The sequence below is a fragment of the Psychroserpens sp. XS_ASV72 genome, from assembly GCF_041224425.1.
In the GTDB taxonomy this organism is placed as follows: Bacteria; Bacteroidota; Bacteroidia; order Flavobacteriales; family Flavobacteriaceae; genus Psychroserpens.
This window is the reverse complement of record NZ_JBGFGL010000080.1, coordinates 308,194-334,604: the sequence shown is the minus strand read 5'-3', so window position 1 is coordinate 334,604 and position 26,411 is coordinate 308,194. Positions and strand designations below refer to the sequence as shown.

Here is a 26,411-nt window from a genome sequence, read left to right as displayed (position 1 = left end):
AATGTATAGGATAAAAAACTTTATAAGACGTCATAAAAAGAAGACCATCCTCATAATACTGCTTAGTATTTGGTACGCTTTCTGTTTGCCATCTGACCTTTTTAAGGATCCAACCGCAACTGTAATAACCTCAAAAAACAATCATTTATTAGGTGCCCAAATAGCGAGCGATGGTCAATGGCGTTTTCCTCATAATGATAGTGTTCCTAAGAAATTTGAAACCTGTATCGTTCTTTTTGAAGACGCGTATTTTTATAAGCACCCAGGGTTCAATCCTGTTTCCATTTTTAAAGCTTTTAAAGATAATATCAGTTCTGGGGAAATCAAAAGAGGCGGCAGTACCTTAACCCAACAAGTCATTCGATTATCGCGAAAAGGGAAATCACGCACCTATCTTGAAAAGTTTAAGGAAATCATTCTAGCTACGCGATTGGAATTGCGTCATTCAAAAGATGAAATTCTTGCCTTTTACAGTAGCAATGCTCCTTTTGGCGGTAACGTCGTAGGTTTGGATGCAGCAGCATGGCGCTATTTTAATCGTGATGCACAGTATTTATCATGGGCGGAAAGTGCTACATTGGCTGTTTTACCAAATGCACCAAGCTTGATTTATCCTGGCAAAAATCAAGAACGTTTGCTTGAAAAACGGAATAGACTTCTCAAAAAACTATTGGAAAATGGCATAATTGATTCGCTAACCTACAACTTGTCCATTTCAGAGCAACTACCACAAAAACCCTATGCCTTACCGCAAACAGCCCCACATTTACTTCAAAAGACAGCAAAAACACATCAAGGTGAGCGCGTCCAAACGACTATTGACCCTGAGCTTCAAAAACGCACCAATCAAATTGTAAAGCAGCATTACAATCGTTTAAAACAAAACAAGATTCACAATGCTGCAGTGCTTATTCTAGATGTTCATACACGTGAAGTTTTAGCCTATGTTGGAAATACACCAACCGATCGTTTGCATCAAAAAGACGTGGATATCATTGACAAACCTCGAAGTACTGGAAGCATTTTGAAACCGTTTTTATATGCATCAATGTTAGATGCTGGTGATATGTTACCCAATACATTAGTGGCAGACATTCCGTCTCAATTTGGAAGTTACCATCCTGAAAACTTCAATAATGAATATGATGGAGTCGTTCCTGCTAGTCATGCTTTATCAAGATCGTTAAATGTACCTGCCGTTCGTATGCTTCAAGATTTTGGCTTGGATCGGTTTTACCAATACCTCAAGCAATTTCAGCTTAAGGATGTAAAGTATAATGCCAATCATTATGGCCTATCACTTATTCTAGGAGGTGCCGAAAGTAATTTATGGGACTTATGTAAAAGCTATGCTGCCATGTCTTCTACCCTAAACCACTATACCGAAACCTCAAGTGAATATTTTAGCAATGAGATTATTGAACCCAAATTTATAAGTTCAGAAAGGATAGATTTTGGCGACAAGTCCAACAGGAAAACTTTATTTGATGCCGCATCCATTTACTTAACCTATCAAAGTCTGAAAGAAGTCAACCGTCCAGAAGGCAATGAAAGTTGGGAGTTTTTCGATGACTCTAAGGCTATTGCTTGGAAAACAGGGACCAGTTTTGGGTTTCGGGATGCTTGGGCTATTGGTACCACTAAAGATTATGTCGTTGGTGTTTGGGTTGGCAATGCCGATGGTGAAGGTCGGCCTGGATTGGTAGGTGTTCAAACAGCTGCTCCCATTCTTTTTGAGGTATTTGATTTATTGCCTAACAGTGATTGGTTTTCGAAACCGTTTGATGCCATGCATGAAGTATCTATTTGCAAACAAAGTGGTCATCGTGCTTCATCTATTTGTGAAGACATCGAAATGCGATACATTCAGACTAGCGGATTAAAGACTGAACCCTGCCCATATCATGTGTTGGTTCATGTAGATGCTTCTGAAAGCTATCAAGTAAATTCATCTTGCGAAGCTATTGAAAACATAAAGCATAAACCATGGTTTGTGTTATCGCCATTGAAGGCCTACTATTACAAAACTAAAAATCCGTTTTATAAACCGTTACCTAAGTTGCGTTCCGATTGTTCAGGAGATTTACAAGTAAGCATGAATTTTATTTATCCTAAAGAGGATAACACCTTGTTTTTGCCTAAGGATTTTGATGGCACAACCAATACTTTGGTTTTAAAAATTGCTCATTCAAAACCAGAAACCAGAGTGTTTTGGTATCTTGATGAACGCTATGTTGGCACTACAAAAGACATTCACGAATTGGCTGTTTTGCCTTCAGTAGGCGAGCATGTTATAACTGTTGTTGATGAACTAGGGAATGAAGCTAAGCAAACACTAAAAATCTCCCGTTAGTGAGACTCATAAAAAAGTCAGCCATGATTTAAATAATCATGGCCGACTGCTATTAATCAATTTTAATGGGGCAATTGAGGGAAAATTGATTATTATAAACTAACACTATTTAATTTCTTTCAAAAGTGAGAAAATCGGTTCCGCCGTTTCCTCCACTGATATCGATAAGTTCAATTGTATTAGAGGAAGTAGTTACGATATCCCAATCATCGTTGAGATCTTCAAAATTATTACTCTCTGGAACTGGGAAAAAGATGTTGAAATCAATATCATCATCACTACTACTATCGTCACTGCTATTACTGTCATCTGTAACGGACCAGGTTCCCGAAACCGTATTTGAACCATTGGTAGCTACCAATGTTCCATCAGAATTGAAGCTAAAGTTATAGCCCGTGAAATCTGAGGTTTCATTTTGTCCTGAATCGACAAAGTTTGTGATTCTCCAGGTTCCTGACTCTGCTGTATTTTGTATTTGTGCTATTTGTTGGCTGTTGTCGTTTGGGCTATTATCGTCGTCATCGCTAGAGCACATAGATGACATTAAGGAAAAATTCAACATTAATAAGAGTCCGTAAAAAAATACTCGTTTCATAATACTTGTTTTTAAAAATTTTGTTAGCAATTATAATTTTTGAAGGGTTAAGGTATCGGTTCCGCCTCCGCCACCACTGACATCTTGAAGCACCACTTCGGTATCTGATGAGGAGATCACGTCCCAGTCATCGTCATTAAATTCTTGGAATGGCATATCAGTTCCAAAGTCTAGCATCACTTCATTACCATTACTGAAAACCGACCACGTTCCATTGTTAGTGTTGCTTCCGTTGGATGCAGTAACTGTTCCACCACTATCAAAATCCAGTTCATAACCAGTGTAATTTCCGGTTTGATTATCTGAATCTTCAATATAGGATGCCACAATCCATAACCCATCTGAAAGGATATTTACCAAATCATCATTCCCATTACCACCTTCAAAAGGGGTTCTTTCAAAAGTCAGGAAGTCTTCCGAACCATCGCCTCCACTAATATCCTTTAGTCTAATGATGTCATTGGTAACCTCTAAAACATCCCAATCATCTTCTAATTCATCTAAAGGGATACTGGTTCCAAAGTTTAAGATCAAACCAAGAGGCGTTGTGTCTCCAGAGGTGCTCGCCCAAATACCATTGGTAGATCCACTTGAATCTGTGGCTGTGGCTGTATTATCTGAGGCAAAGTTGAAAACATAATCAGAAAAATCTGCCGTTTCATCGGTATCATCAAAAAAGTAAGTTACATACCAGTCACCATTAGTTAAGGCGTTTACCAAAGCTGAATCATCAATATTTCCATTACCCGAACAATTGCTTTTAAATTCCAATTCATCATCGTCACCAATTCTAAAATTAACTTCCAACTCGTCATCATCATCATTTTCTATTTCATGAAGAATCCAAGAATCATTTACATCATCAAAACCAGGAATACTGATATCGAAAGAGATGTTATTTCCAGAACCACTGGCGCTCCATGTGCCACTTTCGGTTTGAGCACCATTATTCCATGATACCATTACCGTATTATCTGCATTGAAGGAAAACAGATATCCAGAGTAATTATCTTCAAGGTCATCATCATTGCGCTCTAAATCATCTATATACCAATTTGGACATTGCGTAAGCGTATCAGATAGTAAGTCTGTGGTACAATTGTCACAATCATCATCGTTAAAATCGTTATCGTCGTCTTCGTCACAAGTATCATCAGCATCTTCAATAGCCATAGCCAATTCTTGAATACTATTTATGGTTTGTGTACTATCATCAGCAAAAATCACCGTAATTGGGAAGTTGATAGTCACCGCAGCGTAATCATCTAAATCATCAATAAAATTGTACATTTCATTGTCATTGTTGATGGTGATGGTAAGAATCAATTCATTGTTTTCATCAAAAGCAGACGCTGTAATTGGATATTGAAAATCGATACACTCAATATCATCATCATCGATATTATCACCTACACAATTGACTGTAAGTGCCGCCAATTCTGAATCTGAATTGACCATAACAGTTGAATAATCTGATAGCACTATGGTGATTGGATACGTGATGACAACAGAATCTACATCGTCATCAAATAAGTCGATAATATCTTCAATGTCTTGATAACCACTATCATCAGTAATGGTGAGTTCAATGCCATTTACAGTCACAGTAACCGGTAATTCAACACTTACACAACTAGCATAATCAATAATGTTATCATAAGAACCATCATTGAATGCCGTTCTACTCATGAGTTGCGCAACAGCAGAATCAGCTTCGATGTTTTCGTCGGCTGGAGGGTCAATACTTAAGTCGTCTTCCGTTCTACAAGATGCTATGAGCAGCATAATTGCGAGGCTTAAGAATAGATAAATGGATTTACTTTGGGTTTTCATAATTATTGGTTTAAATTAATTCTGTCTTCTGTTGTGTTTATTTATATAACAACTAGGTTTTGGATTCTCCTGAAAAAATATTTAAAAATTCTATTTTTTGTTCTAATTGCTGTAGCCCTTTAGCGGTTTTCATCAACTGTCGGTAACGTAATTTTGCCATTTGAAGCTTGTACCTTATCACAGAACTTTGAGGGTTTATTTTTAATTGATCTTGAAGATGTCTGATTTTTTGTTCATACACCTCCAATTCCTCTTTTTTCAATTCTGATAATTGGTACACTAATTGGGTGGTCTTTTTCAAATTATTACAATTAGTTATCTTTTGTGTATTAGCCATAGATAAGTCATTAAAAGAATAGTATCCCATTTATAAATTTTTAGAGACACTTTCTTATCTAACAACCTGGCGTTAAAATCTCCTGATACAATTCTCAAAAAAAATGTGCTATTTTAGATACAAATTATGATTTGTGAACAACGATCTCCCAGAACATATTTGTGAGGAACGCGTTTTTGAACGCTTATATAAAAGTCTCGGACAAGACTTGCACAACTTTTTATATTACAAGTTTGGCTCACAAATTAATGTAGATGATAAAGCACAGGAAGCCTTTATCAAGTTATGGGACAACTGCAAGACTGTAAATTTTTCTAAAGCCAAATCATTCCTTTTTACAGTAGCTAATAATCTAGTTCTAAATGAGCTCAAACACCAAAAGGTAGTTCTCAAACACCAACAGGAAAGTCCGAAAAAATACACTTACGAAACGCCTGAATTTATTTTAGAAAAGGAGCAATTTGCCGAACGTTACCAAAAGGTCTTGGAATCACTTTCAGAAGAACAGCGTGTTGCGTTTTTACTAAGTAAAGTAGAAGGCAAAACCCATAAGGAAATTGCTGAAATGCTAAACGTCACACAAAAAGTGGTAGAGTATCGAATTTATAGTGCGTTTAGTGTTCTAAAAGAAAAACTTGAAGCATTTCGAAAAAAATAATCAGGAGAAATACAATTGAAGTTGTTATACTATAAAATACCCATCTCATGAAGAAAGATGAATTGATAGAAAAATGGTTAAAAAACGAGCTGTCTGCAGAAGAAAAGAAAGCCTTCCAACAATTGGATGATGCCGACTTCAATTCCTTTATTGTAGATTATGCCCAACATTTCAAAGCCTCAAACCACACCCAATTGAATGATTTTGAAACGTTTAAGGCACGTTATGAAAACCATAAAAAACCTGTTCGAAAACTACATTGGTTCAATCCATTATTGAAAATTGCCAGTGTGATTGTTGTAGCTCTCGGACTTTACTTCACACTATTCTATAATCAAGAAGCCAACATACAAACTCTAGCTAGTGAAACGACAAAAGTTACACTTCCTGATAACTCTTTGGTTGAGTTGAACCAACTATCGGAATTAGTTTACAACAAAAATAGCTGGAGTGAGAAAAGAGAATTAGAACTTGATGGAGAAGCTTTTTTTGATGTGGAGAAAGGTCAACGTTTTGATGTCAATACCAATTACGGAACCGTAAGTGTTTTGGGTACAGAATTCAATGTGTTATCAAGAGATAGCATTTTTAAGGTTTCCTGTTATGAAGGCCTGGTTCAGGTAAGCTATAACAATACCGTCAAAAAACTACCAGCAGGTTCGGAAATAACTTTTATTGCTGGTCACGAAAAAGAGTCGATAGTTGTTGTATCAAAGCCTTATTGGCTTAAAAACAGAAGTGAATTTCAAAATGCTTCGGTTGCAGACGTCATAGCTGAACTTGAAAAACATTTTGAAGTAACCATAACTTACAAAGGCAATCCAGACTTAAATTTCACTGGTGCCTTTGAACATCAAGATTTAGACAATGCCCTTAAATCTATTACCAATCCTCTTAACTTATCCTATGTAATGGAAGATAATAATGAGATTATTATAACGAATGCTTCCAACTAAAACCTTAGTATTACTTTACTTTGGTCTTTTCTGCTGTTTCTTAAGTTTCGGACAAAGTGAACAGGAAAAGCAACCAATTGTCACGGTTTTGAATGAGATCAGTTCCATTCATGAGGTCACTTTCAATTATGAAAGTGGTAGTTTGGATGCTATTTATGTCATTCCTCCAAAAACGGATTGGAGCCTGAACGCCAAAATCAAAAATCTAGAAAGTCAAACCAAGCTTGTATTTTCCAAACTAGGAGAAAGCATTATCGCTATTAGTAAAATAGTTGAAATATGTGCCTATCTACAGGATGCGATTACACAGGAAAAACTCTCCGGAGCAACCATTAGTAGCAAAACCAGTTATGCAGTAAGTGACGATAATGGCTATTTTGAAATAGCACTCCAATCTTTAGAAGACATTATTCAAATTCGATTTTTAGGTTATAAGACCATTGAACGACAAGCCAAATTTTTTTCGTTTGAATCTTGTGAAACTTTAGGCATGATTGAGCATAAAGAAAATATCAATACCGTAACTGTGAAAGCTTATCTTGTGAGAGGTATTGATAAAACACAAGAAGGAAGTACGGTTATCGATTATGAAAAATTCACCTTATTACCTGGTCTTATAGAATCTGATGTACTACAAACCGTTCAGGCCTTACCAGGAGTGAATAGTGTAGATGAAACGGTTTCGAATATTAACATCAGAGGTGGTTCACATGACCAAAACCTAATTCTTTGGGATGACATCAAAATGTATCAATCGGGTCATTTTTTCGGACTTATATCCAGTTTTAATCCGTCTATGACACAATCTGCTAAATTAATAAATAATGGTAGTGATGTCTCTTTAACAGATGGCGTTTCGGGAACCATTCATATGACTACCAAAGAACAGGTGCAATCTGATTTTAGTGGCAATTTTGACCTCAACTTTATTAATGCTAATCTCTTTGCTAATATTCCGACAGGGAACAAATCATCTTTACAAATTGCTGGACGAAAATCTTTGGACGATCTTTTGAGAACTCCTACATATGAGGTTTATTTCGATAGAGTTACACAGGATACTGAAGTAGCAGACAATGCAACTGAAGTTAGTAACTCAAATCAAAACTTTGATTTTTATGACACATCGTTACGTTGGCTCTATACGCCTACCGATAAAGATAAGATACGGCTAAACTTTTTACTCATTAACAATAATCTATCCTTTGACGAAACCGCATTGTTGAACAATGTCTTGCAAACCCGAGAAAGCAGTGTGTCACAAAACAGTCTGGTTTTTGGATTAAATTATCAAAGACAATGGTCAGAACACCTAAGTACTGTTTTTAGTGTTTATAATACCGAATATCTATTAGAAGCTATTAATGCCAATATTTTACAGCAACAGCGTTTTCTTCAGGAAAATAGTGTGTCTGAAACAGGCTTAAGACTTGAAGGTTTGTACAACATGGATCGTTTTAATTTCAAACTCGGTTATGCCTTAGTGGAAAACGAAGTGGTAAATCTCAATGATATTGATGTACCTCGTTTTGTCCGTAGAGATTCTGAAGTATTAAGAGAACATGCTGGTTTTGGACAAATTCATTTTCAGAATGAGAATAATGATTTTTCGGCAAAAGTTGGTGTTAGGGTCAACTATATTTCAGAATTTAATGAGCTTATTGTTGAGCCTCGTTTGAATGTACGAAAAGCCATTGGAGAACATATTGAAATTGAAGCTTTGGGAGAATTTAAACACCAAAACACATCTCAAATCATTAATTTTCAAAATGATTTTTTAGGGATTGAAAAAAGACGTTGGCAACTTACCGATAACGATAGCATTCCTATTCTTAAAAGTAAGCAAGCCTCTATAGGGATTCTCTTTAAAAACAAAGGATGGTTATTGGATGCCAAGGCATTTTATAAAACAGTTGATGGTATTACTACTCAAAGCCAAAGTTTTACTACAAAGTACGAGTTTACAAGAGCTAAAGGAAGTTACGATGCTTATGGAGCTGAGTTTTTGTTAAGAAAACAGTTTAAGAATTTTGATAGCTGGTTGAGTTATTCCTATATCGACAACACCTACAATTTTGAAACTCTTGAAGGAGAATTTCCAAGTAATTTTGACATCACTCATTCCATTACTTTTGGAAGCACCTACAGCAATGATACTTGGAAAATATCAGCAGGTTTAAATTACAGAACTGGAAAACCAACCTCAATTCCCATTGAAGGAAATGAAGTCCTAAATAATGAAGTGAATTTTGATGCCGCAAATTCTGAAAGGCTAGATAACTATTTACGGATTGATGCTTCAGCAATGTATAAATTTAAGATAAGTAACACTTTTCGTTCAGAAATTGGAGTCTCAGTTTGGAATGTCTCCAATAAAGAAAACATCATCAATCAGTATTACAGAATCAACACTGATAACCAAGCTGACCAGTTTTCAAGATTTTCTCTGGGTCTTACAACCAATGCGGTAATCAAATTATACTTTTAGAAGCAAATAAAAAAACACAGACCTGTTGGGTCTGTGTTTTTTTAATAATATTCATTTAGGATTTTTTTACTTACCAAGCATCAGCAGTTCGTTACAAACCACTTCTGTGATATAGCGTTTATTACCATCTTTATCGTCATAACTTCTTGAGGTTAATTTGCCCTCAATGGCGATTTCCTTTCCTTTGGTGACAAACTTTTCAATGATTTCAGCCGTCTTTCCCCAAGCAACTACATTATGCCTCGTTGCTTACTACTTTTGTTAGCCTTATTCATATTAAAACCACAAATTTCTGGTAATGTGCTTCTTTTTAAATCTTTTTATTTACTTTTGTTAACCATATGGTTAAACTTAATGGTTAAATTATGGCAAAACATAAAGACAATAAAACTGAAGAACAAATATTAGAAGCAGCACAAAAAATATTTCAATCTAAAGGAATGGATGGTGCCAGAATGCAAGAAATTGCCGACAAAGCAAGCATCAATAAGGCAATGTTACATTATTACTACAGAAGCAAGCAACTCTTGTTCGAGGCTGTATTTAAAAAGGCCTTCTCTTTATTAGCACCACAGCTCAATGCTATTCTTAATGATGACTCTTCATTAGAAGATAAAATCAAAAAGTTTACACACAATTATATTAGTTTTATTATAAAACACCCTTATTTGCCAAACTTCATTATTCAGGAACTTAATAGAAATCCAAAATTCATTGAGAAAATAAAGAAAAATGTTGCTTTTCCGAACATTGATAAATTTAAACTTCAAGTAAAAAATGAAGTGAAAACTGGCAATATTGTTCCAATAAATGCCGAACAATTGTTCATTAACATACTGTCCTTAAATATATTTCCTTTTGTAGCCTCTCCATTAATTAAAGCATTTACAAATGTTGATGACAAGGCGTACAAAATGTTATTGGAAGCTCGAAAGAAAGAAGTATCTGATTTCATTATTAATGCCATAAAAAAATAAGCTTATGAAAGCCATATATCTATTCGGACTCTTTTTTCTAACAACGATTTTTGGTTATACCCAAAACACCATTAGTCTAAATGAATGTTATGAAGGTTTGAAAACAAATTACCCTCTCGTTAAACAACGTGCTATTTTAGAGCAACAAAAGGAAGTTGAACTTTCGGCTATTAGAGCAAAGACATTGCCACAGCTTAATCTTAATGCCCAGGCGACCTATCAGAGTGATGTTACAGAGGTTCCTTTGCCAAACACTGGCATAGAACCCTTGAACAATGATCAATATCGAGCTACCCTTACGGCTAACCAATTGATTTTTAATGGCGGAAAAATTAAAGCGTCACAAGGTTTGCAAAATATTATCACCGACAGAAAGCAACAAGAGGTTGAAGTCAATGTGTATCAACTAAAACAGCGTGTAAACCAATTATATTTTTCAATTCTTTTGATTGATGAACAAAGAGCATTGCTAAAAATTAGGGAACAGCAATTGAACAGCAAATTAAATGAAGTAAAATCGGGAATAAAAAATGGTGTGTTATTGCCTACTTCTGATAAAGTCATTGAAACTGAATTGTTGAAAATTTTTCAGCAAAATCAAGAAGCAATCAACAATAGATCAAAGTTGATTGCATCTATATCTTCATTAACTGGATTGCCGATTTCAGTTGAAACGGGGTTTCAAAAACCATTACTCTCAATAAACGCAGGTTCAGAATTAAACAGACCAGAATTAGGATTGTACGGTCTGCAAAAAGAAGAGATACAACAACAACAAAACATATTATCCAAATCATCGGTTCCTGAACTCAATGGTTTTGCAACTGGTGGTTATGGCAACCCAGGATTGAATATGCTGGAAAATGATTTTACCTCATATTACATAGTTGGTTTAAAGTTAAACTGGAATGTATTTGATTGGAACAACAACAAAAAGCAAAGACAGGCACTTGATTATTCTAAAGAATTGATAAGTAATCAAGAGGAAGTTTTTAAACTGAATACAAACACAGCTTTAAATGAGCAACTTAAAGAAATTGAAACGCTTGAAAGCAGCATAGAAATTGATGAACAGCTTATTGACTTACAACAGGAAGTTGTGAACACTTCGGAATCCCAACTAAAGAATGGCATAATCACCACCTCTGAATATATTACAGAACTCACCAAATTATACGAAGCAGAAAATTTATTCAACCAACATAAAACACAATTGGAATTAGCCAAAGCCAATTACAATACCCTAAAAGGAGACTCAAAATAAAAGAACAATGAAAAACATAAGAACAATACTAATTGCCCTAACCATAACAATGCTTTTATCCGCTTGCAATGACAACGATAGTAAAGCCGATGGCTATGGTAATTTTGAAGCTACTGAAATCACCATTTCGGCAGAAAATAATGGAAAGCTTATTCAGTTTAACTTAAACGAAGGTGATGTGCTACAAAAAGAACAGTTAATTGGTTATATAGACACCATTGCACTTACATTAAAACGGGAACAGTTACAGGTTTCAAAAACAGTAATTGGTTCAAAATCTAAAGGTGTTTTATCACAAATTGCCGTTTTAAATTCAAAATTAAAAACAGCTAACACCGACAAAACTAGAGTAGAAAATTTAATAAAAGACAACGCAGGCACGCAAAAACAATTGGATGATGTGGTTGGTGAAATAGATGTGATTAAAAACCAAATAAGAAGTGTAGAAATACAGAATGCACCAGTTGTTAACGAGTTGAAATCTATTGATGTCCAAATCAAACAAGTTGATGACCAAATTCAAAAAAGCAAAATCATTAATCCAATAAACGGAACGGTTTTATCTAAATATGCTGAATCCAATGAGATTGTATCTTTTGGAAAACCACTCTATAAGATTGCCGATTTATCGACTATGGAACTACGGGTTTATGTAAGCGAAACCCAATTGGCGAATATTACCATAGGGGAAAATGTAAGTGTCAAAATCGATGACCAAGATGGAATGAAAACCTATGACGGAAAAGTTAGCTGGATAGCCTCGGAAGCGGAATTTACCCCAAAAATTATTCAAACCAAAGAAGAACGTGTTGCCTTGGTCTATGCGGTAAAGGTGCAAGTTAAAAATGATGGTAGTTTAAAAATTGGAATGCCAGCTGAAATGTGGTTAAACACAAAATCAAATCAATAAATATTAAACTAGAAATTATGAATAAAATAATAATCATACTCATTGCAGCATCACTGCTTTTTACAGGTTGTAAAGACCAACCCAAAGAAAGTAATTCAACAAAGGAAAATGAAGCAGAACTTACGGAACAACATACTGAAAGAAAAGCATTTGGTAATGACTGGATGCAAGAAATAAAAATGAATAATGGGGTTAAATGGACTGCGAATCCTGAAACAAATGAAGGTGTAGTTAGAATGCAATCCGTATTAACAACTAGTAACCCAAAAGAACTGAAAGATTATCATATGGTTGCCAATGTACTGAATGATGAAAAAAACTTTGTTGTAAAAGAGTGTACTATGAAAGGACCTTCGCACGACAATCTGCACGTATGGTTGCACCCACTAATAGAAAAAATTGATGCCTTAAAAGAAGTGAAAACTTTGGAAGAAGCACAGGATATTTATAAGAGCATTGAGGAAAATGTAAATGCTTATGACTATTATTTCGAATAAATATGGGTATTTCTGTTTCCAACATAACAAAATCCTATGGTAAGGTAACCGCATTATCAGATATTTCTTTTGATGTAAAACCTGGTGAACTTTTTGGACTTATAGGACCTGATGGTGCAGGAAAAACTACGTTGTTCCGCATCCTAACTACCCTTTTGATAGCAGACAAAGGGCAAGCTACGGTAGCAGGTTATGATGTGCTTAAGGAGTACAAATCGATTAGAAACAGTGTTGGCTATATGCCTGGACGCTTCTCATTGTATCAAGATTTGACGGTAGAGGAAAACCTTAATTTCTTCGCTACCATATTTGGAACAACCATCGAGGAAAACTACGATTTGGTCAAGGATATTTATGTGCAAATAGAGCCCTTTAAAACACGGCGCGCTGGAAAACTTTCAGGTGGAATGAAGCAAAAACTGGCATTGAGCTGTGCGTTGATACACAAACCAAAAGTATTGTTTTTGGATGAACCTACCACTGGTGTGGACCCAGTGTCGAGAAAGGAGTTTTGGGAAATGCTTAAACGGTTACAGAAAAAAGACATCACCATTCTGGTATCTACCCCTTATATGGACGAAGCTGCTTTATGCGACCGTATTGCATTAATCCAAGATGGCAAAATCCTGCAAATTGATACACCAAACGCTATAGTCAGACATTTCCCTAAACCTTTATATAATATTAGTGCTAATGATATGTATGGCCTTATTGAGAGTTTAACAAATCACGAACACACTTATAGTATTTTTCCTTTTGGAGAGTTTGTGCACTACACCGATAAACGTGACTTGATGGACAGGGAAGGCTTAAAAGACTATTTGGAATCCCAAGGCCTTACGGATATTCACATTGAAAAAACCCAACCCACCATAGAAGATACTTTTATGGAATTAGCGAAATAATGAAAGATAAGAACGTCATACAAGTAGAAGATTTATCCAAGTTATTTGGGGACTTTGCAGCGGTAAACCAAATAAGTTTTCAGGTAAAGTCAGGGGAAATATTTGGCTTTTTGGGAGCCAATGGTGCTGGTAAAACCACAGCTATGAAAATGCTCATCGGGATTTCTTCTCCTACTTCGGGAACCGCGACGGTTGCCGGTTTTGATGTCTATAAAGAAGCCGAGTCCATTAAGAAAAATATTGGCTATATGAGTCAAAAATTTGCCTTGTATGATGATTTGACTATTAAAGAGAACATCACATTCTTTGGCGGAATTTATGGCCTATCTAAAAAACAAATTGACCGAAAAAGATGTGAATTGGTTGACGAGTTAGGGCTACAGGAAGTTGCAAACAGTCTTGTGAGTTCACTGCCCTTGGGATGGAAACAAAAATTGGCGTTTTCGGTTTCCTTGTTGCACGACCCCAAAATTGTTTTTTTAGATGAACCGACTGGAGGCGTAGACCCTATTACCCGACGTCAGTTTTGGGAAATGATATACAAAGCCGCTCACAACGGAACTACCATTTTTGTAACAACCCATTATATGGATGAAGCCGAATACTGCGACCGCGTTTCCATAATGGTCAATGGTAAAATTGAAGCCCTTGATACACCAAAAAAATTGAAAGCGCATTATAAAACGGACACAATGAACGATGTGTTTTTAAAACTAGCTAGAGGATGAAACGATTTGTAGGTTTTGTACGAAAAGAGTTTTATCACATATTCCGTGATAAACGTTCCCTGTTTATATTGTTTGGAATGCCAATAGCCCAAATTTTATTGTTTGGTTTTGCGATTACCAACGAAATCAACAATGTGAATATTGCCATTTTGGACCAAGCCAATGATGTGACATCAAAAGAAATCATCAATAAAATTGCAGCTTCAAAACACTTTAGCATTGTAGATATCATTCAAAAAGAATCATCGATAGAATCTATATTCAAAAAAGGTAAGGTAAAAGCCGTGCTTCAATTTGAAAACAACTTTGGGAACAACCTTATTAAAGAAAAACAGGCCAATGTACAGGTGCTAACCGATGCCACAGACCCTAATATGGCAAATACCATCAGTAATTATATTTCGGCCATACTTAAAAAGTATCAACAAGAACTAAACAAGAATACCACCATAGATTACCAAATTGTACCACAAAGCAGAATGGTTTATAACGCCGAATTGAAAAGCGTTTATATGTTTGTTCCTGGTGTGATGACGGTTATTTTGATGTTAGTTTCTGCAATGATGACATCCATTTCTATAACTAGGGAAAAAGAACAGGGTACTATGGAAATATTATTGGTCTCGCCTTTAAAACCCTTTCAGGTCATTATTGGCAAAGTGTTTCCATACATATTCCTATCGGTTATCAATGCCATTGTTATTGTGTTGTTGAGCATTTTCGTCTTTAATGTGCCCGTAAATGGCAGTTTGTTCCTTTTAGGAATTGAAAGTGTGCTGTTTATTATCACATCATTGGCGTTGGGGATTTTAATTTCAACCATATCGGCAACACAGCAAACCGCTATGATGATTTCCTTAATGGGCTTGATGTTGCCCACCATATTGCTTTCAGGATTTATTTTTCCTATAAGTAGTATGCCCTTACCGCTTCAGGTTATCAGTAACATTATACCTGCAAAATGGTTTATCATTATTGTAAAAGGGATTATGCTAAAGGGCATTGGGATTGGTTTCATTTTTAAAGAAACGGCCATTCTTGTTTTGATGACGTTATTGTTTATAGGTATAAGCGTGAAAAAATATAAAATCAGATTGGAGTAAGATGAGCATAATATTTTACATCATACGAAAAGAGTTTAAGCAAATCTTTAGAAATAAAGGAATGCTACCCATCATATTTATTTTGCCTGTACTACAATTGATTATTTTATCCAATGCAGCGACCTACGAGATAAAAAACATACAATTTGGATATGTTGATGCTGATAACAGTAGCATATCAAGAAGGTTGATAGAGCAGTTTCAAGCTTCGACATATTTCAATGTTTCAGAAAGATTTTCTTCAGAAAAGGAAGCTTCACAAGCAATGCAGGAAGGTACAATAGATGCCTACTTGAATATACCAGTGCATTTTGAAAGGGATTTACAAAAAGACAAAACAAATGCAATAGGTGTGTTTGTTGATGCCATAGATGGTTCAGCAGCGGGAGTAATCAATGTTTACATCTCTCAAATCATACAGAGTTATAACAAGAATATTGCGATGGATTTGATACAGATTTCAGATTCTGTACAGAAACCAAATAGTATAGATAGTATTCCTTTATTCTGGTACAATCAGACCTTGAACTATAAAACATTCATGGTGCCTGGTATTTTGGTTTTGCTTGTTACAATGATTACCCTGTTTTTATCTGGAATGAACATTGTTAGGGAAAAAGAAATAGGCACCTTGGAACAAATCAATGTAACGCCTATAAAAAAGTATCAATTTATAATAGGCAAACTATTTCCATTTTGGGTTCTTGCTATGGGGCTTTTGACCATTGGTTTAATTCTAGCTAAAGTTATTTTTAATGTACCTATGATAGGAAACCTGGGGCTGCTCTATGCTTATACTTCGGTTTACATATTGGTGATTTTGGGAATGGGATTGTTCATCTCAAACTTCACCGATACACAGCAGCAAGCTATGTTTATTGCGTGGTTTTTTGTAGTGATATTCATATTGATGAGTGGATTGTTCACACCTATTGAAAGTATGCCAAAATGGGCACAGATACTTACGGAATTTAATCCTGTGAAGTATTTTGTGGAAATCATACGAATGGTAATGCTTAAAGGCTCTGGTTTTACCGATATCCTTCCTTTAGCCATAAAAACATTGGCCTATGCAATTGTAATGAACGGTTTGGCAGTTTGGAGTTATAAAAAAACAAGTTAAAACTTAATTAGAATAACAAATATAGAAACAACAAGATTTTTAAGAAATAGGATTTAAACAGACACGTAAGAACACAAAAAATAGAGGCTATCAAATGATAGCCTCTTAAAAGACTATTTTCCAAGCATTAGCAACTCATTTACAACAACTTCGGTTACATAATGTTTCTTACCATCATTATCATCCCAAGAGCGGTTAGTTAATTTGCCCTCAATGGCGATTTCCTTTCCTTTGGTGACAAACTTTTCAATGATTTCAGCCGTCTTTCCCCAAGCAACTACATTATGCCATTGCGTGTCAGTGACTTTTTCGCCTTCAGCATTTTTATAGCTTTCATTTGTAGCTATGGAAAATTTTGCCAAGGTTTTTCCTGATTCCAATTTTACGATTTCTGGATCGTTTCCTAAGTTACCAATCAACTGTACTTTGTTTCTAAGCGTACTCATAATTTTAAATTTTAATGTTAAACAGTTAATACGAATCGAGTTCTTATGTTTCGACACTGCAAATATGAATCGGGATGCAAATTATATTCGGTTGTTACATATTTAATATCGTTTGTAAGTGTTTGTAACCGTTTGTAAATGGATAATAATTATTGTACTTTGGAGGTATGCTCAAGTACCTCAGTTATTTATATCCTATTACAAGGAAAGTCAAATCCGATTACAGTGACACCTTGGAAATTACCTGGTACAATGGAAAAAAACACCTCAACAGTAAAAATGCAAACTATTCCTATGGATCTTTACAAGCCATATTAAAGTTTGGTCTGGAGCAAATGAATTTGGAAAAAGTCCAATCTGTCTTATTATTAGGACTTGGTGGAGGCTCGGTAATCGAAACCTTGAGAACTGACTTCAATTATAAAAACAAGATTACGGCTGTTGATATTGATCCTGTCGTAATCGACATTGCTAAAACAGAATACCAACTCGATGAGGACACTAAAACATCTATCATTTGTCAAGATGCCTTAGCCTTTGTAAAAGAGCATACCTCAAAATACGATTTGATCATTATAGACCTGTTTATTGATATTGATGTCCCTAAAGTGTTTTTGGAAATTCCGTTTTGGGAACAGCTTCTCAAATTACGAACCACCCAAGGGAGTTTTTTATTCAATGCGTCTCTTGAAGAAAAGAAGAGCAATGCTCTCAATACACTTATCAATTATTTGAAAACCAAAACCTATAAAGTTGCTGTCTATGACAAGGTCAATGAAACAAACACCTTAGTCATTGGACATGCTTTAAATTAAATAATAGAATTATGGAACGAAAATGTCCCGAATGTGGCGAAAAAATCGTTGGAAGAATTGATAAGAAATTCTGCAGTGATGCTTGTAGAAACTCCTATAACAATTCCAAAAACAAAGACCAGAGAAACCTGATTAGAAACACTAATAATTGGTTACGGAAAAACTACAGAATCCTTGAAGCGTTAAATCCAGATCAAAAAACAACTGTTTCAAGAGCGAAGCTTATTGAAAAGGGATTTGACTTCAATTACTTCACCAGTATCTATACCACTAAAGCAGGTAAAATCTATTATTTTGTCTACGATCAAGGTTATTTGCCAATAGAAGGCGATTACTTTGCCTTAGTGAAACGTGAGAACTAATTGTAACTAATTTCTACAAACCCTAACTAATATTGTAAATCCTAAGAATGGAAGGTCCTATTGTTTTAATCATATTTGCTGTTGCCTTTATACTCATTGTATCCTTGTCCTACTATTTCAGTAACAAAAATGTTATCATTAGAACCTTAAAGAAAATTCCTCACAAACCTGCTTCTAGTTTAAAAACCAACGAGCTTTCAAAAGTTTCAGGCAAAGCTTTGCATGTCAAAGAGCCTTTGATAGCACCTTTCTCCAATCGTAAATGTGTATTCTATCAAATCACCATAGAGCAAAAAGTAAGCTCTGGTAAAAGTTCTCGTTGGAAAACTTTGATAGTGGACGAACAATGCCATGAGTTTTTTGTGCAAACTGATACTGATTTTGTAATTGTAAATCCAACAGAAGATAACAGTAATTATATTTGTTTCTTGGTTAAGGACAGCACCCAAAATTCAGGCGCGTTCAACGATCCTACACCAGAATTAAGACGCGTTTTTAACCGCTACAACATCAATCCCGAAAACTTTTTTGGCTTTAACAAACGATTGCGTTATAAGGAAGGCATTATTGAGATTGGAGAAATGGTAACCGTAGCTGGTATCGCTAAATGGAAAACACTTTCAGAACCGATTCCAGAATATCCTTACTCTAAAATAGCCACATTGGTAAGTAGTGATAAGCAAAAACTCATCATAACCGATCTTCCTGAAGTTTTAAATAAAAGAAACCTATAAACTGTTATTTCCAGTTTTGTCCTTTAAGCTGAATGGCTGCCTTTAAAATGTCTTTCTGGCTTATTTGTCCAACCAATTTTCCATTTTCTACAATTGGAAAACGTCTAATTTTAGATTCTAGAAACTTGTTTGCTGCATCAAATACATTCATATTGCCATCGATGGTCTCAACATTCTTAGCCATTCGATTCTCGACCGTATGTTGTTCCATTGGCATATTGTAATAACGGCTTTCACTAATCTGTTTTAAACAATCGCCTTCTGAAATAATGCCAACCAATTCATTATTATTATTCACAACTGGACCACCAGAGATTTTGTTCTTTATCAGTGTTTGAATCACTTCCTCTACAGATTGCTCAGGTTTGAATGTGATTAAATCTGTAGTCATAAAATCACTTACTCTAAAAGCGGGTGCTTCTATTGTATTTTGTTGCTGTTGTTGCTTTCTAGCGCCTTGAAAACTTTTAATGCCCATAACCAATTACTTTTACGATGAACTTAAAGTTACTGAAAATAAGTGAATTATACTAACCTTAAAATCCGTTGAATAATTTGTACATTTCATCAATGATAAAAAATCCTGAATTAAAACAACAGATTTGCATTATTGGTTGCGGATGGTTAGGCCTTCCTTTAGCGAAGCTCTTTTTAAAAAATGGAACTCAAATAAAGGGATCAACTACTTCAGAACGTAAATTGGCAGCACTAAAATCTTATGGAATTATTCCTTTTATTTTGGAACTGACTTCAGAAGGTGTGAGTGGAAACCTTGAATTTGGACTTTCAGATTGTGATACTCTTATTTTAAATATTCCTCCAGGATTTCGGAAAAACCCGAACGACGATTATGTTTCTAAACTGAAGTCCATGATTCCTTTTGTTGAAGCTTCAACCGTAAAAAACATCATCTTTATAAGTTCTACTTCGGTTTATGATGATGGTTTCCCGTTTCCGTTAATTAATGAAAATAATCCTACATCGACAGCTTCTAAATCGGCACTGCAACTTGTCGCCGCAGAGCAATTGTTTCTAGAGAATTCTAACTTTAATACAACGGTCATTCGTTTTGCTGGTTTGTTCGGAAAAGATCGACATCCCGCAAAATATCTGTCAGGAAAATCAAACCTTAAAAACGGAAAAGCTCCTGTAAATCTCATTCATCTTGATGATTGTATTTCAATTATAGAAAATATCATTGAACAGAACTGCTGGAATACAGTTTTCAATGCCTCAACAACACCTCATCCAAATAAATCAACCTACTATACTGCTGTTTGCAAAAGGTTACATATACCCTTACCACACTTTGATACAACTTCAGAAAGTAAAGGTAAAATAATTGATGGTTCAAAACTGGCACGTGTTTTGGGATATGAGTTCAAGGTTGTACTTGAATAATTAGGAACTTTTTAAGAGGCTATTCTGTTTATTTTTTTAGTTTTGACCCATTAAAATCGATAAAGATAATGAAAAAAGTACTTGTTTTAATTGTATTTATGTCCTCAATGAGCATGATGGCTCAGACCAAATCTGAACTTCTCAAACATTTTGAAGCTTATTATCAGCAAATGAAATCACAAGGTGATATTCAAGGTGTTATCAACGCCATGACGCATTTGAATGTTCTAGAACCTAGTCAGCAAAGATTGGATACCTTGGCTTATATTTATGTGTCTGAAGGACGAAATCTGGAAGCCTTAAACACGATTGGTATTGACAATAATGCTACAGATTCAAATATCAATACAGAAGTGAAGGCTTTGGCATTGAAAGCATTGAATCAACCAAAACGTGCGCTTGTTTTCTATGAGGTGTTATTCAAAAAGCAACCTAATGCGTATTTAGCTTATGAAATTGCTGATCTCAAGATACAAACCAACGATTTGGCAGGAGCGAAAGCCAGCGTAGATTATGGTTTATCTAATGTTAAGGAAGGAATGAAAAAGGCTTATTATGAAACACAACGTCCTTATGAAGTGCCTATGAAAGCGGCTTTAACTTATTTGAAAGCTTTAGTTGTTTACAATATGAATCAAAATGACAATTTAGATCAGGCCATTGGCTTGATTGACGAGTCTATTAAATTAAGTCCGAATTTCAACTTAGCTAATTTGACTAAAGAAGCGCTATTGGCAAAAAAGAATCCAAAGAAAGAATAAAACTCAAATCACGTTCATAAAAAAAGCCTTTTGAATTTTCAAAAGGCTTTTTTATATAATGTCTAAATTGAATTAAAACTTATAGCTCAATCCGATCGTCCAGTAACTTTGTAAATCGTTGTCGATGTTTCCAAACGTTGGTGTGTCTCCATTTCCATCAAACGTAGCCAAAGCATAATTTAAAGCTTCCTGTTTGTTGTTTCTTAGACCAAAATCAAAACCAACACCAATCATTTTCCATAAGGTGTAGCTAAATGAGTTTGTCCAAGTCCAGTTTGACAAATCTCCGCTTTCATAACTTTGGAAAGCAGATAAATTGGTTTTAAAGTTAATAGCTCCAATTTTTCTTGTATAATCTGCCATGATTTTAGCTCCCAAAGATGATTCAAATACAGCATCATTATCAGCAAAAACAAAGTTGTAGTTTAATGGATGAATTACAACAATCATGTCTTTAATTGGCAACCAAGTGATACCAACACCAACATCCAGATAACCAGGGTCATTGAAGTTATCCAATAAAGTCGTTCTGTATTCCATTAATCCAGAAACGGCTAATTTTTCACTAAGGTTACGTCCATATAAAGAGGACAAGTTAAAGACATCTGTCGTCGGATTGAAATCGTCATCATCTAAATCGGTGTCTTTGTTGTCAAGTTTCACCCAATTTAAATTAGCAGTCAATGCATTTCTCCAGAAGAACTTCTCTTCAATTAAATTAGCATAGCCATTAACAGTAACTCCAATGTTTCCAGAAGAGTTATTAGGAGCACCTTGTGCGTACCAATTGTTGAAATTTGACAAACTTCCACCAATCACACCAAAAGCACCAACTCTCCAACCTGGTAAGGCATCTATTTGTGCTTGGATTGCATCTGCTTCTTTTTGTGCGGCATCAGCTACTGCTTGCTTTTCTGCTTTTTGAGCTTCCAATTCTTCTTTGGTTTGGGCAAATCCAAGAGTCATTGACAACATCATTATTGCCATTAAAAGTAATCGTTTTGTCATGTTTTTTTAGGTTTAAATATTTGATTATTAATTGCAAATATAATTCAATAGCATTTTGAACGCTAATAAATTATATCATTTTAGTTTCTTTCAGACTGAGATTTAGACACAACCTTAAAACGAAGGTCACATGTTTTTTGAGTTTACTTTTTTCTTTTGAAAAGTGGTACTGAAGAACAAGCCTCACCATACATAATCGAACGCGCGACAGGTTTTAACCTTTCAGAAAGTAATACATAGGCATTTTGAGGAACAGGCTTATCTGCACAACCTTTAATAATTATAGGCTTATCCTTATACAAATCAACATCAAGCTTATTGATTACATCTTGAAAAATAGAGGATTCCAAAGTTTCTAGATTGCCAATGATTGTCTTTTTTGCATACTTTGATACTTCGAGCGTTATCAACATATAAGCCCAAATAGGCACAATGGCATCTGTAGAACAAGTCAATGCCACATACTGGTCTTGATACTGAGACCAATCATGTGATGCGACTAATTGCCTAAAGTCTTTTTCACGAAGCACCAAACCTTCATAAAGCCAGTCTTTAATATCAAGATTAATGCGTTTTCCTATCGGATAATAATCTTCAAGGTCAATCACGACTAACTGACTTTGAGTTACTCTATTTACAATCTCTTCTGCCATATAATTTAAAGCATTCCCAATTCTAGTTTAGCTTCTTCACTCATCAAATCTTGACTCCAAGGCGGATCGAAAGTAATTTCAACTTCAGCCGATTTGACATCGTTCAGGGATTTTACTTTTTCCTCAACTTCCAAAGGTAAGGTTTCAGCAACTGGACAATTTGGAGTGGTTAAAGTCATTAAGATTTTTACTTCGTAATCCTCATTGACAAACACATCATAAATTAAACCCAATTCATATATATCGACAGGGATTTCTGGATCGTAAATGGTTTTTAAAACCCTTACTATCTTTTCTCCCAAAGCATTTGTATCTATCGTTGTTTCCATACTAATTCAATTGTGTTTGGTATGCAATGGCATACATCTTTAGTTGTTTGATCATACTTACCAGGCCATTGGCTCTGGTAGGTGATAAATGTTCTTTTAATCCAATTTGATCAATAAAATCTGTGTCTGCTTCAATAATATCTTTTGGATGCTGGTTTGAAAACACACGAATCAAAATCGCAATAATTCCTTTTGTGATGATAGCATCACTATCTGCCGTAAATTCAATTTTGTCATCTTTAAGTTCTGCATGAACCCAAACCTTACTTTGACAACCTTTAATAATATGGTCATCGGTCTTATATTTTTCATCTATAAGAGGTAAAGTTTTCCCAAGGTCAATCATGTATTGATAACGTTCTTCCCAATCATCAAACATAGCAAACTCATCAATAATCTCTTCTTTTATCTCTGAAATCGTCATTATAAGTCTTATTAAATATAGTCCTTAATCGATTCACAAAAATACAACATCTCTACGGTTTAACCATTTTTTCCTTTATGGATAACAGTATATTAACAAGTTCTTCGAAAGCTTTTGGTGGATTTCCATGGTCGAAGATATTTGAAACATACGAAGCGTCTTCAGATTGCACTTCTAGAGTTGCCATGGCTGCACCATCATAGGCAAATTTTTTAGAAGGTGGCTCAAAAGAAGGAATTGTCTTTACATCCAATTGAGCATAGGCAGTTTTGAGCTCTTCAAGCATATCTTCAGGAATATCATAAGTACTAACTTCATTAAGAGATCTATCATTTGTAACCTTCAATTGTGAGCCTTCAACCCAAATCTGTTCAAAAAAGCCTCGAGTTGTCGCTTTATAGCTAATCGATAAATCTTCGGTTTGAATTGACCTTTCCAGTATTTCAGATTGCGCTTGAAGCAAGACGTCCTTGTCGTTCAAAAGCTTCAATCCATGGTCTGAAAATTCAAACGCATTAATCTTGGATAATTTTTCTAAAAAAGCTTGCTCAATACTATTGGCTTCGTCTTGGCAAAGCATTTTTGTCACGGCTATTTGAGAAAATGAAATGCTATTCCCTTTTGCTTCATAAGATCCAACAAAGCGATTACAGCCTGAAAATCCCGAAACACTATTTTTTTCAGTGTCGAAGTTTAGTGTCAATGGTTTTTCAATATTAAAATCTTCAAGTGATTTGACCTTGAATTCACCAGATAGCGTTTGGTTGTTTGTCATACTTTGGGAATTTGAAACTGCAGCCACATCTTGAGTACTGCCACAAGACTTCAAGACAAAGACACTTATAATTATTGCAAGGTATTTCATGGCTTAGTATGTTATAGTTTGAATATAATATTACAAAAAAGAAGCCAAAGTTTAAGATAGCATCATTTTTGCTTTTTTAACCCCTTCAACCAAAGCATCTATTTCTGCCTTGGTATTATAAAATGCAAAGGAGGCTCGCACTGTTCCTGGAATATTGTAGAAATCCATTATAGGTTGCGCACAATGATGGCCAGTACGAACAGCGATTCCCATTTTATCTAAAATGGTTCCAATATCATAAGGATGAATGCCTTCAAGGTTAAAGGAAATAACTGATGTTTTCTGTTGTGAGGTCCCATAAATTTTCAATCCATCAATTTGAAGCAATTGTTCTGTACCGTAATTTAGCAACTCGTTTTCATAAGCAGCTATATTTTCAAAACCAATGGCATTCATATAATCTAAAGCTGCTCCAAAGGCGATACCACCACAAATATTTGGCGTTCCCGCTTCAAATTTATGAGGTAAATCGGCATAGGTGGTTTTCTCAAAAGTTACCTCTGAAATCATCTCACCACCACCTTGATAAGGTGGTAATTGTTTTAACCAAGATTCTTTTCCGTAAAGCATTCCAACTCCTGTTGGTCCACACATTTTATGAGCTGAAGCTACGTAGAAGTCTACATCCAAAGCTTGAACATCTGGCACCAAATGCGGACAAGCCTGAGCACCATCAACAAGAATAGCAGCTCCAACTTCATGTGCTTTTGCAATAATAGTTTCAATTGGATTGATAGTTCCCAATGCGTTGGAAATATGGTTGACAAACACCAATTTTGTACGCTCTGAAAGAAGTTTGTTGTATGCTACCATATCAAGCGTTCCGTCTTCAAGCATAGGAAGCACTTTCAATTGCGCACCAGTACGTTCACATAGCATTTGCCAAGGCACAATATTACTGTGATGTTCTAAAGCCGAAACAATGACCTCATAACCTTCAGTTAGTAACTCCGAAAAACCATTCGCTACAAGATTAATTCCGTGCGTTGTTCCTGAAGTTAAGATGATTTCATGGCTATGTTTCGCATTGAAATGATTTTGAATCTTTTGCCTCGCTTGCTCATATAAGTCAGTAGCCTCTTGGCTCAATGTATGAACACCTCTGTGGATATTAGCATTGTGATTGGAATAATAATCTACGATAACATCAATGACTTGTTGTGGTGTTTGCGAAGTTGCCGCATTATCGAAATACACTAAAGGTTTACCATTCACTTCTCTATGAAGTATTGGAAAGTCTTTTCGAATGTCGTGTATAGGAAACATTTAATTTTTGATTATCGATTCAATATCTATTAAGATATTCAAATAGGCACCAATTGTACTGGATTTAAATTTTCCAAAATCGATTGTGCTAGGTAAGCCATAATCTAAAATAACTTGTCCGTCAAGATGTTTTAAAAAAGTAAACCCGAAACCACCAGAAATCCCAAAATTCACCTTTTCATATAACTCAGAATAATCCAACCCATCTTGCTTCCCTTCAGCATTTGAAACAAAACTCAGTCTTGGACCAAGCAATAAATAAAACCCTTGATTATAAGTCTTCTTAACATGATATTTATAGAGTAATTGTGTTGTTATTTTGTTGACTTCTATTTTATCAATAAAAATGTTGCCATCATCAGAAGAGAAGCTTCCTTCAATTGCTTTTCCATAAAACGCATTAAGATGTACTCCCGAACTTTCATTAATTTGTACACTTCCGAAAAGCCCTAAATTTAAAGGTGCTTGTCCACCACGACTATCCAAGTCGCCTTTTATTGGCATTCTGTAAAAATTAGAACCTAAATACACTCCATAGGACAATTCTTGAGCATAAAAAGAAGTAGAAAAAACAACAGCAATTAAGAATAATACCTTTTTCATTACGCTAAAATAATAGA

At 35.2% G+C, this 26,411-nt stretch carries 29 protein-coding genes and 1 pseudogene; 17 read left to right on the top strand and 13 right to left on the bottom strand.

Annotated elements, in window-relative coordinates; all coding sequences use genetic code 11:
* Position 1: 1 nt before the first annotated feature.
* Positions 2-2,353: a penicillin-binding protein 1C gene (pbpC, locus tag AB9K26_RS12485; protein WP_369972888.1), complete on the top strand. Its 2,352-nt coding sequence runs from the start codon at positions 2-4 to the stop codon at positions 2,351-2,353.
* A gap of 109 nt (positions 2,354-2,462) precedes the next feature.
* Here the strand turns inward: pbpC and AB9K26_RS12480 are convergent, their stop codons facing one another.
* Genes AB9K26_RS12480 through AB9K26_RS12470 form a run of 3 tightly spaced genes read right to left on the bottom strand, consistent with a single transcriptional unit; the run spans position 2,463 to position 5,148 of the window.
* Positions 2,463-2,948, bottom strand: coding sequence for a hypothetical protein (locus AB9K26_RS12480; RefSeq protein ID WP_369972887.1), 486 nt, complete (start codon positions 2,946-2,948; stop codon positions 2,463-2,465).
* A gap of 30 nt (positions 2,949-2,978) precedes the next feature.
* On the bottom strand, positions 2,979-4,781 hold the full coding sequence (locus tag AB9K26_RS12475) for a hypothetical protein (protein WP_369972886.1): 1,803 nt from the start codon (positions 4,779-4,781) through the stop codon (positions 2,979-2,981).
* Between the two features lie 52 nt (positions 4,782-4,833).
* The gene (locus AB9K26_RS12470) at positions 4,834-5,148 is read right to left on the bottom strand and encodes a hypothetical protein (RefSeq protein ID WP_369972885.1); all 315 of its coding nucleotides are present in this window, start codon (positions 5,146-5,148) and stop codon (positions 4,834-4,836) included.
* A gap of 103 nt (positions 5,149-5,251) precedes the next feature.
* On the opposite strand from AB9K26_RS12470, the gene AB9K26_RS12465 reads away from it, so the two are divergent.
* Genes AB9K26_RS12465 through AB9K26_RS12455 form a run of 3 tightly spaced genes read left to right on the top strand, consistent with a single transcriptional unit; the run spans position 5,252 to position 9,220 of the window.
* Entirely contained in the window at positions 5,252-5,776 is a 525-nt protein-coding gene (locus tag AB9K26_RS12465; RefSeq protein WP_369972884.1) for an RNA polymerase sigma factor, read from the top strand.
* A gap of 47 nt (positions 5,777-5,823) precedes the next feature.
* The gene (locus AB9K26_RS12460; protein WP_369972883.1) at positions 5,824-6,732 is read left to right on the top strand and encodes a FecR family protein; all 909 of its coding nucleotides are present in this window, start codon (positions 5,824-5,826) and stop codon (positions 6,730-6,732) included.
* A complete protein-coding gene (locus tag AB9K26_RS12455; RefSeq protein ID WP_369972882.1) occupies positions 6,719-9,220 on the top strand; it encodes a TonB-dependent receptor plug domain-containing protein in 2,502 nt (833 codons plus the stop codon). The genes AB9K26_RS12460 and AB9K26_RS12455 overlap by 14 nt, the downstream gene beginning before the upstream one ends.
* Positions 9,221-9,286: 66 nt before the next feature.
* On the opposite strand, the pseudogene AB9K26_RS12450 reads toward AB9K26_RS12455, so the two are convergent.
* Positions 9,287-9,460: pseudogene (locus tag AB9K26_RS12450) on the bottom strand (single-stranded DNA-binding protein); the annotation flags it as partial.
* A gap of 125 nt (positions 9,461-9,585) precedes the next feature.
* Between AB9K26_RS12450 and AB9K26_RS12445 the strand changes: the two are divergent.
* Genes AB9K26_RS12445 through AB9K26_RS12410 form a run of 8 tightly spaced genes read left to right on the top strand, consistent with a single transcriptional unit; the run spans position 9,586 to position 16,727 of the window.
* A complete protein-coding gene (locus AB9K26_RS12445) occupies positions 9,586-10,197 on the top strand; it encodes a TetR/AcrR family transcriptional regulator (RefSeq protein ID WP_103050459.1) in 612 nt (203 codons plus the stop codon).
* Between the two features lie 4 nt (positions 10,198-10,201).
* Complete coding sequence (locus AB9K26_RS12440; RefSeq protein WP_369972881.1) at positions 10,202-11,461, top strand: TolC family protein; 1,260 nt, start codon at positions 10,202-10,204, stop codon at positions 11,459-11,461.
* Between the two features lie 7 nt (positions 11,462-11,468).
* On the top strand, positions 11,469-12,371 hold the full coding sequence (locus AB9K26_RS12435; RefSeq protein WP_369972880.1) for an HlyD family secretion protein: 903 nt from the start codon (positions 11,469-11,471) through the stop codon (positions 12,369-12,371).
* A gap of 17 nt (positions 12,372-12,388) precedes the next feature.
* A complete protein-coding gene (locus tag AB9K26_RS12430; RefSeq protein WP_103051266.1) occupies positions 12,389-12,868 on the top strand; it encodes a hypothetical protein in 480 nt (159 codons plus the stop codon).
* Positions 12,869-12,870: 2 nt separating this feature from the next.
* Entirely contained in the window at positions 12,871-13,773 is a 903-nt protein-coding gene (locus AB9K26_RS12425; RefSeq protein ID WP_369972879.1) for an ABC transporter ATP-binding protein, read from the top strand.
* Positions 13,773-14,501, top strand: coding sequence for an ABC transporter ATP-binding protein (locus AB9K26_RS12420; RefSeq protein WP_369972878.1), 729 nt, complete (start codon positions 13,773-13,775; stop codon positions 14,499-14,501). The genes AB9K26_RS12425 and AB9K26_RS12420 overlap by 1 nt, the downstream gene beginning before the upstream one ends.
* Entirely contained in the window at positions 14,498-15,604 is a 1,107-nt protein-coding gene (locus AB9K26_RS12415) for an ABC transporter permease (protein WP_103050464.1), read from the top strand. Before AB9K26_RS12420 ends, AB9K26_RS12415 begins: the two co-directional genes overlap by 4 nt.
* A gap of 1 nt (position 15,605) precedes the next feature.
* Positions 15,606-16,727 (top strand): ABC transporter permease, encoded by a 1,122-nt coding sequence (locus AB9K26_RS12410; RefSeq protein WP_369972877.1) that lies wholly within the window; start codon positions 15,606-15,608, stop codon positions 16,725-16,727.
* 113 nt (positions 16,728-16,840) lie between these two features.
* Here AB9K26_RS12410 and AB9K26_RS12405 read toward each other — a convergent pair whose 3' ends face one another.
* Positions 16,841-17,173, bottom strand: coding sequence for a single-stranded DNA-binding protein (locus tag AB9K26_RS12405; protein ID WP_369972876.1), 333 nt, complete (start codon positions 17,171-17,173; stop codon positions 16,841-16,843).
* Between the two features lie 167 nt (positions 17,174-17,340).
* Here AB9K26_RS12405 and AB9K26_RS12400 point away from each other — a divergent pair, with 167 nt between their 5' ends.
* Genes AB9K26_RS12400 through AB9K26_RS12390 form a run of 3 tightly spaced genes read left to right on the top strand, consistent with a single transcriptional unit; the run spans position 17,341 to position 19,084 of the window.
* A complete protein-coding gene (locus AB9K26_RS12400) occupies positions 17,341-17,988 on the top strand; it encodes a fused MFS/spermidine synthase (RefSeq protein WP_369972875.1) in 648 nt (215 codons plus the stop codon).
* An 11-nt stretch (positions 17,989-17,999) separates the two neighbouring features.
* Positions 18,000-18,350, top strand: coding sequence for a hypothetical protein (locus tag AB9K26_RS12395; RefSeq protein WP_369972874.1), 351 nt, complete (start codon positions 18,000-18,002; stop codon positions 18,348-18,350).
* A 47-nt stretch (positions 18,351-18,397) separates the two neighbouring features.
* Positions 18,398-19,084 (top strand): hypothetical protein, encoded by a 687-nt coding sequence (locus AB9K26_RS12390; RefSeq protein WP_369972873.1) that lies wholly within the window; start codon positions 18,398-18,400, stop codon positions 19,082-19,084.
* A 4-nt stretch (positions 19,085-19,088) separates the two neighbouring features.
* Here the strand turns inward: AB9K26_RS12390 and AB9K26_RS12385 are convergent, their stop codons facing one another.
* Positions 19,089-19,562 carry a CBS domain-containing protein gene (locus AB9K26_RS12385; RefSeq protein WP_369972872.1) on the bottom strand — a complete coding sequence of 158 codons (474 nt, stop codon included), beginning with the start codon at positions 19,560-19,562 and terminating at the stop codon, positions 19,089-19,091.
* A gap of 92 nt (positions 19,563-19,654) precedes the next feature.
* Here AB9K26_RS12385 and AB9K26_RS12380 point away from each other — a divergent pair, with 92 nt between their 5' ends.
* Both AB9K26_RS12380 and AB9K26_RS12375 read left to right on the top strand, forming a co-directional pair.
* Positions 19,655-20,485, top strand: coding sequence for an SDR family NAD(P)-dependent oxidoreductase (locus AB9K26_RS12380; RefSeq protein ID WP_369972871.1), 831 nt, complete (start codon positions 19,655-19,657; stop codon positions 20,483-20,485).
* 68 nt (positions 20,486-20,553) lie between these two features.
* Positions 20,554-21,246, top strand: a complete 693-nt coding sequence (locus AB9K26_RS12375; RefSeq protein ID WP_369972870.1) for a tetratricopeptide repeat protein — start codon at positions 20,554-20,556, stop codon at positions 21,244-21,246.
* 72 nt (positions 21,247-21,318) lie between these two features.
* Here AB9K26_RS12375 and AB9K26_RS12370 read toward each other — a convergent pair whose 3' ends face one another.
* From AB9K26_RS12370 to AB9K26_RS12340, 7 genes are all read right to left on the bottom strand, one after another.
* Positions 21,319-22,254 carry a DUF3078 domain-containing protein gene (locus AB9K26_RS12370; RefSeq protein ID WP_369972869.1) on the bottom strand — a complete coding sequence of 312 codons (936 nt, stop codon included), beginning with the start codon at positions 22,252-22,254 and terminating at the stop codon, positions 21,319-21,321.
* 143 nt (positions 22,255-22,397) lie between these two features.
* Positions 22,398-22,907, bottom strand: coding sequence for a DUF2480 family protein (locus AB9K26_RS12365; protein WP_369972868.1), 510 nt, complete (start codon positions 22,905-22,907; stop codon positions 22,398-22,400).
* 5 nt (positions 22,908-22,912) lie between these two features.
* Positions 22,913-23,236: a DUF59 domain-containing protein gene (locus AB9K26_RS12360; protein WP_369972867.1), complete on the bottom strand. Its 324-nt coding sequence runs from the start codon at positions 23,234-23,236 to the stop codon at positions 22,913-22,915.
* Position 23,237: 1 nt separating this feature from the next.
* Complete coding sequence (locus AB9K26_RS12355) at positions 23,238-23,660, bottom strand: SufE family protein (RefSeq protein WP_369972866.1); 423 nt, start codon at positions 23,658-23,660, stop codon at positions 23,238-23,240.
* Between the two features lie 52 nt (positions 23,661-23,712).
* Positions 23,713-24,525: an META domain-containing protein gene (locus tag AB9K26_RS12350; protein WP_369972865.1), complete on the bottom strand. Its 813-nt coding sequence runs from the start codon at positions 24,523-24,525 to the stop codon at positions 23,713-23,715.
* A 51-nt stretch (positions 24,526-24,576) separates the two neighbouring features.
* Positions 24,577-25,791, bottom strand: a complete 1,215-nt coding sequence (locus AB9K26_RS12345) for an aminotransferase class V-fold PLP-dependent enzyme (RefSeq protein ID WP_369972864.1) — start codon at positions 25,789-25,791, stop codon at positions 24,577-24,579.
* Positions 25,792-26,394, bottom strand: coding sequence for an outer membrane beta-barrel protein (locus tag AB9K26_RS12340; protein WP_369972863.1), 603 nt, complete (start codon positions 26,392-26,394; stop codon positions 25,792-25,794). It abuts the gene before it with no gap.
* Positions 26,395-26,411 lie beyond the last annotated feature (17 nt).

What these genes read in the sequence shown, in the direction of transcription:
- AB9K26_RS12370 (WP_369972869.1), bottom strand. Translation starts at nt 22,254, where the DNA reads ATGACAAAACGATTACTTTTAATGGCAATAATGATGTTGTCAATGACT.
- AB9K26_RS12445 (WP_103050459.1), top strand. Translation starts at nt 9,586, where the DNA reads ATGGCAAAACATAAAGACAATAAAACTGAAGAACAAATATTAGAAGCA.
- AB9K26_RS12340 (WP_369972863.1), bottom strand. Translation starts at nt 26,394, where the DNA reads ATGAAAAAGGTATTATTCTTAATTGCTGTTGTTTTTTCTACTTCTTTT.
- AB9K26_RS12475 (WP_369972886.1), bottom strand. Translation starts at nt 4,781, where the DNA reads ATGAAAACCCAAAGTAAATCCATTTATCTATTCTTAAGCCTCGCAATT.
- AB9K26_RS12470 (WP_369972885.1), bottom strand. Translation starts at nt 5,148, where the DNA reads ATGGGATACTATTCTTTTAATGACTTATCTATGGCTAATACACAAAAG.
- AB9K26_RS12435 (WP_369972880.1), top strand. Translation starts at nt 11,469, where the DNA reads ATGAAAAACATAAGAACAATACTAATTGCCCTAACCATAACAATGCTT.
- AB9K26_RS12430 (WP_103051266.1), top strand. Translation starts at nt 12,389, where the DNA reads ATGAATAAAATAATAATCATACTCATTGCAGCATCACTGCTTTTTACA.
- AB9K26_RS12420 (WP_369972878.1), top strand. Translation starts at nt 13,773, where the DNA reads ATGAAAGATAAGAACGTCATACAAGTAGAAGATTTATCCAAGTTATTT.
- AB9K26_RS12385 (WP_369972872.1), bottom strand. Translation starts at nt 19,562, where the DNA reads ATGGGCATTAAAAGTTTTCAAGGCGCTAGAAAGCAACAACAGCAACAA.
- AB9K26_RS12395 (WP_369972874.1), top strand. Translation starts at nt 18,000, where the DNA reads ATGGAACGAAAATGTCCCGAATGTGGCGAAAAAATCGTTGGAAGAATT.
- AB9K26_RS12455 (WP_369972882.1), top strand. Translation starts at nt 6,719, where the DNA reads ATGCTTCCAACTAAAACCTTAGTATTACTTTACTTTGGTCTTTTCTGC.
- AB9K26_RS12390 (WP_369972873.1), top strand. Translation starts at nt 18,398, where the DNA reads ATGGAAGGTCCTATTGTTTTAATCATATTTGCTGTTGCCTTTATACTC.
- AB9K26_RS12350 (WP_369972865.1), bottom strand. Translation starts at nt 24,525, where the DNA reads ATGAAATACCTTGCAATAATTATAAGTGTCTTTGTCTTGAAGTCTTGT.
- AB9K26_RS12440 (WP_369972881.1), top strand. Translation starts at nt 10,202, where the DNA reads ATGAAAGCCATATATCTATTCGGACTCTTTTTTCTAACAACGATTTTT.
- AB9K26_RS12355 (WP_369972866.1), bottom strand. Translation starts at nt 23,660, where the DNA reads ATGACGATTTCAGAGATAAAAGAAGAGATTATTGATGAGTTTGCTATG.
- AB9K26_RS12425 (WP_369972879.1), top strand. Translation starts at nt 12,871, where the DNA reads ATGGGTATTTCTGTTTCCAACATAACAAAATCCTATGGTAAGGTAACC.
- AB9K26_RS12480 (WP_369972887.1), bottom strand. Translation starts at nt 2,948, where the DNA reads ATGAAACGAGTATTTTTTTACGGACTCTTATTAATGTTGAATTTTTCC.
- AB9K26_RS12365 (WP_369972868.1), bottom strand. Translation starts at nt 22,907, where the DNA reads ATGGCAGAAGAGATTGTAAATAGAGTAACTCAAAGTCAGTTAGTCGTG.
- AB9K26_RS12380 (WP_369972871.1), top strand. Translation starts at nt 19,655, where the DNA reads ATGATAAAAAATCCTGAATTAAAACAACAGATTTGCATTATTGGTTGC.
- pbpC (WP_369972888.1), top strand. Translation starts at nt 2, where the DNA reads ATGTATAGGATAAAAAACTTTATAAGACGTCATAAAAAGAAGACCATC.
- AB9K26_RS12345 (WP_369972864.1), bottom strand. Translation starts at nt 25,791, where the DNA reads ATGTTTCCTATACACGACATTCGAAAAGACTTTCCAATACTTCATAGA.
- AB9K26_RS12375 (WP_369972870.1), top strand. Translation starts at nt 20,554, where the DNA reads ATGAAAAAAGTACTTGTTTTAATTGTATTTATGTCCTCAATGAGCATG.
- AB9K26_RS12400 (WP_369972875.1), top strand. Translation starts at nt 17,341, where the DNA reads ATGCTCAAGTACCTCAGTTATTTATATCCTATTACAAGGAAAGTCAAA.
- AB9K26_RS12360 (WP_369972867.1), bottom strand. Translation starts at nt 23,236, where the DNA reads ATGGAAACAACGATAGATACAAATGCTTTGGGAGAAAAGATAGTAAGG.
- AB9K26_RS12410 (WP_369972877.1), top strand. Translation starts at nt 15,606, where the DNA reads ATGAGCATAATATTTTACATCATACGAAAAGAGTTTAAGCAAATCTTT.
- AB9K26_RS12415 (WP_103050464.1), top strand. Translation starts at nt 14,498, where the DNA reads ATGAAACGATTTGTAGGTTTTGTACGAAAAGAGTTTTATCACATATTC.
- AB9K26_RS12405 (WP_369972876.1), bottom strand. Translation starts at nt 17,173, where the DNA reads ATGAGTACGCTTAGAAACAAAGTACAGTTGATTGGTAACTTAGGAAAC.
- AB9K26_RS12460 (WP_369972883.1), top strand. Translation starts at nt 5,824, where the DNA reads ATGAAGAAAGATGAATTGATAGAAAAATGGTTAAAAAACGAGCTGTCT.